This is a genomic window from Acinetobacter lwoffii (assembly GCF_024129355.1).
In the GTDB taxonomy this organism is placed as follows: domain Bacteria; phylum Pseudomonadota; class Gammaproteobacteria; order Pseudomonadales; family Moraxellaceae; genus Acinetobacter; species Acinetobacter lwoffii_I.
In genome coordinates, this window is record NZ_JAMXXP010000057.1 from 1 (window position 1) to 8,440 (window position 8,440).

Annotated in this window: 11 protein-coding genes; 6 read left to right on the forward strand and 5 right to left on the reverse strand. The window is 38.0% G+C overall.

The features are described 5' to 3' along the window. Positions 1-139: 139 nt before the first annotated feature. From NI468_RS15505 to NI468_RS15515, 3 genes are all read right to left on the reverse strand, one after another. Positions 140-430 carry an addiction module antidote protein gene (locus tag NI468_RS15505; protein ID WP_004647750.1) on the reverse strand — a complete coding sequence of 97 codons (291 nt, stop codon included), beginning with the start codon at positions 428-430 and terminating at the stop codon, positions 140-142. Between the two features lies 1 nt (position 431). Then, complete coding sequence (locus tag NI468_RS15510; protein WP_004647749.1) at positions 432-728, reverse strand: type II toxin-antitoxin system RelE/ParE family toxin; 297 nt, start codon at positions 726-728, stop codon at positions 432-434. 161 nt (positions 729-889) lie between these two features. Beyond that, on the reverse strand, positions 890-1,204 hold the full coding sequence (locus tag NI468_RS15515; RefSeq protein ID WP_086044972.1) for an ArsR/SmtB family transcription factor: 315 nt from the start codon (positions 1,202-1,204) through the stop codon (positions 890-892). Between the two features lie 103 nt (positions 1,205-1,307). Here NI468_RS15515 and NI468_RS15520 point away from each other — a divergent pair, with 103 nt between their 5' ends. The 6 genes from NI468_RS15520 to NI468_RS15545 all read left to right on the forward strand — a co-directional run bounded on the left by NI468_RS15520 (position 1,308) and on the right by NI468_RS15545 (position 5,502). Then, the gene (locus tag NI468_RS15520) at positions 1,308-1,724 is read left to right on the forward strand and encodes a YeeE/YedE family protein (protein ID WP_086044973.1); all 417 of its coding nucleotides are present in this window, start codon (positions 1,308-1,310) and stop codon (positions 1,722-1,724) included. Next, complete coding sequence (locus tag NI468_RS15525) at positions 1,725-2,141, forward strand: DUF6691 family protein (protein WP_155861417.1); 417 nt, start codon at positions 1,725-1,727, stop codon at positions 2,139-2,141. It begins immediately after the preceding gene. Between the two features lie 2 nt (positions 2,142-2,143). Further along, positions 2,144-3,016: an MBL fold metallo-hydrolase gene (locus tag NI468_RS15530; RefSeq protein WP_086044975.1), complete on the forward strand. Its 873-nt coding sequence runs from the start codon at positions 2,144-2,146 to the stop codon at positions 3,014-3,016. Between the two features lie 70 nt (positions 3,017-3,086). Further along, the gene (locus NI468_RS15535) at positions 3,087-3,869 is read left to right on the forward strand and encodes a sulfite exporter TauE/SafE family protein (protein WP_086044976.1); all 783 of its coding nucleotides are present in this window, start codon (positions 3,087-3,089) and stop codon (positions 3,867-3,869) included. Between the two features lie 209 nt (positions 3,870-4,078). Continuing rightward, positions 4,079-4,681 (forward strand): recombinase family protein, encoded by a 603-nt coding sequence (locus tag NI468_RS15540; protein ID WP_114542200.1) that lies wholly within the window; start codon positions 4,079-4,081, stop codon positions 4,679-4,681. Between the two features lie 332 nt (positions 4,682-5,013). Continuing rightward, a complete protein-coding gene (locus NI468_RS15545; RefSeq protein ID WP_114542201.1) occupies positions 5,014-5,502 on the forward strand; it encodes a GNAT family N-acetyltransferase in 489 nt (162 codons plus the stop codon). A 69-nt stretch (positions 5,503-5,571) separates the two neighbouring features. Here NI468_RS15545 and NI468_RS15550 read toward each other — a convergent pair whose 3' ends face one another. Next, on the reverse strand, positions 5,572-6,972 hold the full coding sequence (locus tag NI468_RS15550) for a porin family protein (protein WP_253102571.1): 1,401 nt from the start codon (positions 6,970-6,972) through the stop codon (positions 5,572-5,574). An 89-nt stretch (positions 6,973-7,061) separates the two neighbouring features. Next, a partial coding sequence (locus NI468_RS15555) for a histone H1-like repetitive region-containing protein (protein WP_253102573.1) occupies positions 7,062-8,440 on the reverse strand: 1,379 nt, incomplete at its 5' end.

Below are 8,440 nucleotides of genomic sequence, written 5' to 3' on the forward strand. Positions count from 1 at the left end.
AAGAAAGTTAAATCCTGTGCTTGACTCTTGTGGTTAAAAACAGGACATTTTAAATGGTTTATCGCATAGACATTTTAATTGGTGAATAACATAAAAATGGGAGCCTTTAGCTCCCATTTTTACTATATTTTTTAAAGCTTTAGGCGTGTTGTACTGTGAGTTTTAAGCCTAAAGCATTTACTACACGATTAATTGTATCAAAACGTGGTGCTGAATCATGACGTAGGGCTTTGTAGAGTGCCTCACGCCCAATCCCTGCTTCTTTAGCGATTTGAGTCATGCCACGAGCTTTAGCAATAACACCAAGTGCATGAGCTAATTCAGCTGGATCATTCTCTTCAAGAACCATATTGAGATAAATCACAATGTCTTCTTCAGTTTTGAGTGACTCAGCCATATCAAAACTTGGTAAATCAGCTACTTTAACCATTTTAATCCTCCAACGTTTTCGATAGTTTGACTGCACGATCGATGTCTTGTTGTTGAGTTGATTTATCTCCACCACCAAGCATTACAATCACAACGTCACCATGTTGGATGTAATACATCCTCCATCCAGAACCGAAGAATTCTCTCATTTCCCAAACGCCATCTTGGAGAGGTTTAATGTCTCCCCAGTTTCCACGTTGAACCTTATCTAATCGACGATTCAGGCGGATACGGGTCATATTGTCTTTAATGCCATCCAACCATTCATCAAATTCTGGCAGACGTTTAATTTCAATCATGAGGATTCCTTCTCTTCTCACTATATTGTATTCGATCGAATACAATATGCAAGTAATCTATATGAACATCCATTAATTTCGTATAACAGCCATTATGTTAAATGGTTCTATCGCATTAAGAACTAGATTAGATACTGTAAAGGGTGAAATGCGACAGAACCTTAATCGTGACTGCAATAAATTTCATAGAGTGTCTGCATGATTTTTAACACGCGCATATCGCTTAATTGATAAAAAATCTGTTTACCCTCCCGTCGTGTCGATACGATCTGATTGTTTCTTAAAACTGTTAGTTGTTGTGACAAGGTGGGTTGGTAGATATTAGTGCGTATTTCAATTTGCTGCACATTGAGTTCACCTTCCACCAAAACACATAGAATTTTAAGACGATCTGGGTTTGATAAAACTTTTAGACAATCACTAACAAGATCAACTTGTGAGAAGTCTATTCGCGTTTTTAACTGAGTAGTGTTCATGAATGCATCCTAATAATGAGATAAAAAAATTAAGATCTTCTACTTGAATAATTAAAATTATTATATAATATAAAAAAATATATTGTAAGTGGGTATATTTACTATGCATGATTTTCTGATCGCATTTTTAGGCGGATTGCTTCTTGGCGTAGCCGTGGTCGGCTATCTTTATGTGCATGGTCGTATCGCCGGAATCAGTGGTTTAATCGAACAGGTGCTGAACCCTTCAACGATGTTTAAAACACCTGCAATTTGGTTTCTGTTGGGCTTAATCACGGTGCCATTTATCTATGGACTGTTTGTTCAGCCAGAAATTGAATTGAATGCGAGTCCGCTGATGATGGTGGTTGCGGGTCTCTTGGTTGGCTTTGGTACACGCTTAGGTTCAGGTTGTACCAGCGGTCACGGCATTTGCGGGATGAGTCGTTTGTCTAAACGTTCCATCGTGGCCACCATGAGTTTCATGTTTGCTGGTTTTGTCACTGTTTATATGATTCGCCATATCACAGGAGCTTTCTAAATGAAAAATTTTCTCGCTTTTATTTTTGGTGGTTTGTTTTCTGTGGGGCTGATGGTATCAGGTATGTCGAATCCAGAAAAAGTGCTGGATTTCCTAGATCTGTTTGGTGACTGGGATGCCAGTCTAGCCTTTGTCATGATGGGTGCAATTGCCGTAGCATTTATTCCCTTTCAAAAAGCTATACGTTCTGCAGCACCGAAAACCGTTTTTAACGAACCTATTTTATTGCCAACCAGTCAAAAACTTGACCCACGCTTAATCATTGGCAGCCTGCTGTTTGGTATCGGTTGGGGAGTTGCTGGTGTATGTCCTGCACCAAGTTTTACTTTGATTGGTCTTGGACATTATCAGGTCCTGTATTTTATTGTCGCAATGCTTGTAGGCGTGTTGATTCACCGTAAGTGGGCAGGAGCTTAATGATGTCAAATTTCCCTGTTGTAAAAGATTTTTTTCATGAAGATACCAATACTTTTAGTTATGTGGTGAGTGATCCTACAACTCAGGCATGCGCAATTATTGACAGTGTGTTGGATTATGATGCTGCATCTGCAACCACTTCGACCACACATGCCGATCAGATTATTGCCTATGTCAAAGCACAGGGTTTAACAGTCGAGTGGATTCTGGAAACCCATGTCCATGCAGATCACTTGACCGCAGCGCAGTATCTCAAAGTTGAATTGGGCGGCAAGATTGCCATGAGTCAAAAAATTGCTGTGGTACAGGAGACCTTTGCTGCGATCTATCATTTGGATATTAAGCAATGGAATGCCCAGCAGTTATTTGATTACCTATTTGAAGATGATGAGAAATTTCAGATTGGTTCAATCGAAGCATATAACATTCCCACCCCCGGACATACACCGGCCTGCTTAAGTTATGTCATCGGTGATGCTGTCTTTGTCGGGGATACTTTGTTTATGCCGGATTATGGTACGGCACGTTGTGACTTTCCGCGGGGAAGTGCAGCAATACTTTTTGATTCGGTACAGCGCCTGTTTGAACTGCCAGAGAGTACCCGAGTATTTCTATGCCATGACTATTTACCACAAACCCGTGATCGCTATGTATGTGAGACGGATCTTCAGACGCAAAAAAACCGAAATATTCATATTCATCATGGTACGACCAAAGCTGAATTTGTAGAAATGCGTAATAAGCGCGATGCGGGTTTGAGTATGCCAAAACTAATTTTACCTTCGATACAGATCAACATGAAAGCCGGACAGTTCCCTGAGCCAGAAGAGAATGGAGTTTCTTATTTGAAACTTCCACTTAACTATTTCAGATAAACAAGTTTCAACATTAAACAACAAGGTTTGTCTTTTGTTGAATTGCTTGATTTAAAGAGGGGTGTGGGCTATGTGGATGTTGATACTGGAAAGCTTGGCCATTGGGGGCTTGCTAGGGTTAACAGGTGCTGGTGGAGGTATTCTCGCTGTGCCGGCACTCATGGCGAGTCAAGGGTGGACTGTAGCACAGGCTGCCCCTGTGGGCCTACTTGCAGTCACTCTATCCGCCTTGGTTGGAACATTTGAAGGTTTATTCAAACGTATAGTGCGTTATCGTGCTGCGCTTTGGATTGCTCTCATCAGCATTCCATCAGCACGTTATGGTGTGCATCTAGCAGGAATTATATCTCCAGTATGGCTAACCCTAGCATTCAGTCTAGTGATGCTGCTCGTCGCTTACCGGATATTCTTTAATAAAGTCCATGATCATGAAAATACACTGTGCAAGGTTAATCAAACTACAGGTCGCCTGATCTGGAATATGAAAACTGCTTTATCTCTCGGTATTATTGGTATGGTGGCAGGTTTGTTAACTGGCTTGCTTGGAGTGGGTGGTGGTTTTGTGATTGTTCCAGCAGTACGTAAAGTGACAGACCTCGATATGCGCAGTATCGTTGCGACCTCCTTGATGATTATTTTTCTAATTGGTGGGGTTAGTATTTCTGCCCACGTGTTGGACGGCTTTCAATATCCTGTTTCCATCACGCTCACTTTCGTTATGGCGTGTATTGTGGGGATGTTAATTGGGCGCAGTTTAATACATCGGATAGATGCTAATCGAGTGCAAAAGATTTTTGCAACGACTGTGATCGGAGTTGCTATGTATTTAATTTATTCAGTACTTACGGGATAAATGATTAATTATTCAATATTTCTAAAATTAACATAATACACGTTATACGAATTCCCAAGGCATGGCTTTTAGTTATGCTTTTTTTATCAAAAGAGTATACCTGAATGATAAAAAGCCAAACAGCATTTAATATCTATCATTAGACTTACTTTGATAATCAAATGATAGTATTATCATTGGACTAATAAAATTAAGTATAAACGATAGATATGAATACACGTATTTACCTTAGAGCATCGACTAAAGATCAAGACGCACAAAGAGCCTTGCAGATTCTGCAGGATCTAAATCAAGATTTGAATTTAGGTGAAACCATTGTGTACGTGGAAAACTATAGTGGTACGAAGCTAGATCGGCCTGAATTGAACAAATTACTATCAGAAGCAAATCAAGGTGATACTTTGCTGGTTGAAAGTGTTGACCGCTTATCACGCTTAACCCAACGGAATTTTCAAGAACTGAAGCGCAGGATCCAAGAGAAGGGACTTCGCTTAGTCGTGGCAGATCTTCCGACTACCTATCAAATGATTAAGACCAGTGACAGCATTACTACTTCAATCCTGGACCTCATCAATAATATGCTGATTGATCTTCTGGCAACTATGGCTCGTCTGGACAATGAGAAACGTATAGAACGGATTAAACAAGGGTTAGAGCGTTCAGGTTACAAGCCAACAGGTAAGAAAGCTAATGAGATTAAGCACAAACGAATAAGAGAACTATTAGCGGCTAGCAATATGACTAAGGATGAAATTGCTAAAGCAGTGGATTGTGGGGTCGCAACTGTTTACCGAGTAGCCAAAAATACTTGAAAATTATTAAGAAAATGCTTTGAGACAGTGATGCATCTTTAGAGGATGCTGTTTCATGTCTAGCATATTAGGAGCAGTCCAGTCCGAAGTGTATAAACAGAAGAAGAAGTGCGAGTTAAAAAGTATTTTATAAAAAATACTATCCTTAACAAGTTGTATCAATTTAAAGAAATGATTGATTTCATCGAGAAATATGAGCGTTGGAATCTGAAAAAGCAGGCTAAAAAAGGGGGAGCACTTTTTTTCTATATTAGGAATAACCATTAATTTTGTTGATTTTTTATTCTATTTAAATTAATAATATTTTAAATTCAATATATTATAGACTTAAAATGTTAGATCTTCTTGAAGAAAATGAATTTCCTAAAATTCAAAAAGATGAGCAATCAGAAATTTTAAATACTATTCAAAATTTTGGGGAAAGTATTCTTAAACGTTCTGAAGAATGGGCTTATATATCTAGCTTTCCTCAAGAAGATGGAACTACAAGTCTAAAAATTTGCTCATATTCAAGTGGATTAGGTATTGAGGATGATATCTATCTAAGATTTGGGAAGTATCACATTGGTGACCAATCAGAAAAACAGATTGTCGTTGCAAGAATTAGTTTTAAGAAAAGAAAAAGTGGCTATGGAACTGCATTATTAAAAACATTATGCGAAATTGGTGAAAGATATAATTATGTTTCTCTGCATATCGAAGAACCTAATCTTGACTGTAAAGCATTTATGAAAAAAATAGGTTTTAAAGAAGATAAATTTCTTCCTATTTTAAAATTAAAAGAGTCTATCGAAGAATATGAAAGTAGAAAACGAGTTTGAATCTACTTCGTATAAGAGATTTTATGTTAAATAATAGAAGGCTCTAACTGAGAGTTAGAGCCTTTATTCTTAAATTTTTTTATCTATTGTGATAAACCATGTGCCGTTATTGCGCTCATAAAGTGGTAAATTGCTGTCAATTTTTTGATATCTATAATTTAACTTGGGAGTAAAACCTTTCCACTGCCATTGCTTGCGCCAAGTAGCTATACCAAATTCATATTCACTGTCTTTGCGTTGAATACCATACCAAATATTATCTGCTAAAAAATTACGCTTAGAGTAACGTATGTTGCTACTAATACCCAATGAGTCCCCAAAGTATAAAAAACCACTTCGTATACCTTTTTTATTAGATGATTCTGCTTCGTCCGCTAAGCGATCTTGCATCCAGTCTAAGCCACTATATATGAGTAATTTTGATTTCGGTTGATACAGCATCAATGCAGCCTGACTATTAGCATGACCATTATAATATTGTGCAAGATCTGAATCCTGATATCGTTTTTGGATATGAGATGTATTAGCAGAGACTTGCCAACGATCTGATAATAATCGGTTATATTCTAATCCTGCACCATAGTTATGACTGTAACGACTATCACCTAGTATATTTTGCCCAATAAATGGAATTATGCCTAAGGATTGCTTAAGATCTTTATACTTGTAACCAGTATCGATACGTAAGGTTTGCTCACTAAATTCTGTATTATCCCAATAATGAATACCGTTTAATGTTGCATTAAAATATACATAATGATTGCTCATCATATTTTGTTCACGTGATGCATTCAGCGTATAACCGATACCTTCTGCCTTTTGTGGTAGTGATTCCTGATCACGTATGAAAGTTGCTTCTCCAATAGAAATCTCTTTTATACTCGATGATTGATTAACATTATCTGTTTTTTCAAAATTAAAATTTACGTTTGGTTGCCATCCTTGAGACTCTTCCATAGTACTCAATAGCTGATCTATTAATGCTTGGATCTGAGTAGGAAGAAAAGGTCTTACTGCTCTAAATTCATTTTTAGCTTCAGTATATTGTTTATTTTCAAATAACATCATGGCTAGATCAAAACGGGGATAATATAAATTTGGATTCTTTGTAATAATCTCTTGGTACATTTCTATGGCTTTCTTTTGCTTTCCTTGAAAACGATATAAAGCACCTAAGCTATATTCATATAAAATATGATTATAGTTATCAGTTTGTCTGTATTTATCTAGTAGTTGCTCAAGTTCTTTCCAGTCTTTATGAATAATTGCTTGATTAATATAGTCCTCCAAACTTGAGTTTAGAGGTAGAGTGGAAACACTTAGCTGCTTATCTACTGGTTTTTTTAGTAATAATTCAGGTTGGATAAATAAATCTTGCTCAAAAAATACCGTTTGGGTCGGTGGTAATTCTTGGGAAAATGCAGTGCTGGAAGATGTTACTGAAAGAATTACTAAATATTTGATATTCATCAAATGGCTACCAATATAATGATAAAGACCATCTGAAAATAAATTTATTTTCAGATGGTCTAAAGATAAGTGTGAATTAATATGAGATTTTATTTAGTAATTTCACCGCGAGTTGCACCTAATCCAATTTCAGTCTTACCATTAATATTTTTATAACTACCAAAAGATTTAGACTGATCCATTTCTAGAGAACCAGAAATTTCTTGAGCTTGAGTACCATAAAACCCCACCTTATATGTTCCTGTAGAACCGTCTAGTGCCTTTGCTGAACTACCAATTCCTATTACATCATGACCTTTTAAATTAATTTTAGTGATAGTGCCTTCATCGAGAAAAATTCTTCCCCCATACTCAGTTGCTTTAAGTAGAGAGCCAGAACCTGTACGTTTTAAGAAATCGACATTATAGGTAAGATCAAATTGATTGTTAACATGTATACCTAAACCGGTATAAGTTGCTTTTCCTTCTGTAGGTATAGCGACTGCTTGGGTAGCGAAACCTGCTACATCTACATTGTATGTAGCATTATTTTTTACAAGTTGATTAATATCATCCTTAATATCTGTATAAAGCCAAGTTCCAACGGTTATAGAGTATGGTTGTTGATAGATATAGTCGCCACCTTTACGCTGAGTATATTGATCTTGATCATTTAGACTAGATTGATCTATAAGCTTATGGCTTAATCCACTTGCTATATGACTCCAAGCTTGACCATAATCATTTTTGACCACTGCATTTTTAACTTCTACAGCTTGTGCTAAAGCTTCATTGTCTATTGCAATATTTAGCTCAGACTCTGTGGCATTTAACTGAGAGTTTGCAATATTTTTTGCACGTTGTTCTGTTAAACCTATTGCAATAGATTTTTGATATAGTAATTTCTCAGCAGCAGCCTTTTCAGCGGCAGCCTTTTCAGCAGCAGCCTTTTCAGCAGCAGCCTTTTCAGCAGCAGCCTTTTCAGCAGCAGCCTTTTCAGCAGCAGCCTTTTCAGCGGCAGCTTTTTCAGCGGCAGCCTTTTCAGCAGCAGCTTTCTCAGCAGCAGCCTTTTCAGCAGCAGCGTTCTCAGCGGCAGCCTTTTCAGCAGCAGCTTTCTCAGCAGCAGCCTTTTCAGCAGCAGCTTTCTCAGCAGCAGCTTTTTCAGCGGCAGCCTTTTCAGCAGCAGCTTTTTCAGCGGCAGCCTTTTCAGCAGCAGCTTTCTCAGCAGCAGCCTTTTCAGCGGCAGCTTTCTCAGCGGCAGCTTTTTCAGCGGCAGCTTTTTCAGCGGCAGCCTTTTCAGCAGCAGCTTTTTCAGCGGCAGCCTTTTCAGCAGCAGCTTTCTCAGCAGCAGCCTTTTCAGCAGCAGCTTTCTCAGCAGCAGCCTTTTCAGCAGCAGCTTTCTCAGCGGCAGTCTGTTCAGTAATTACTGGAGAAGTAGATGTTGTTGAATGACTTCCACCACTACTACAAGCAGCAGTACTTAGTGCCA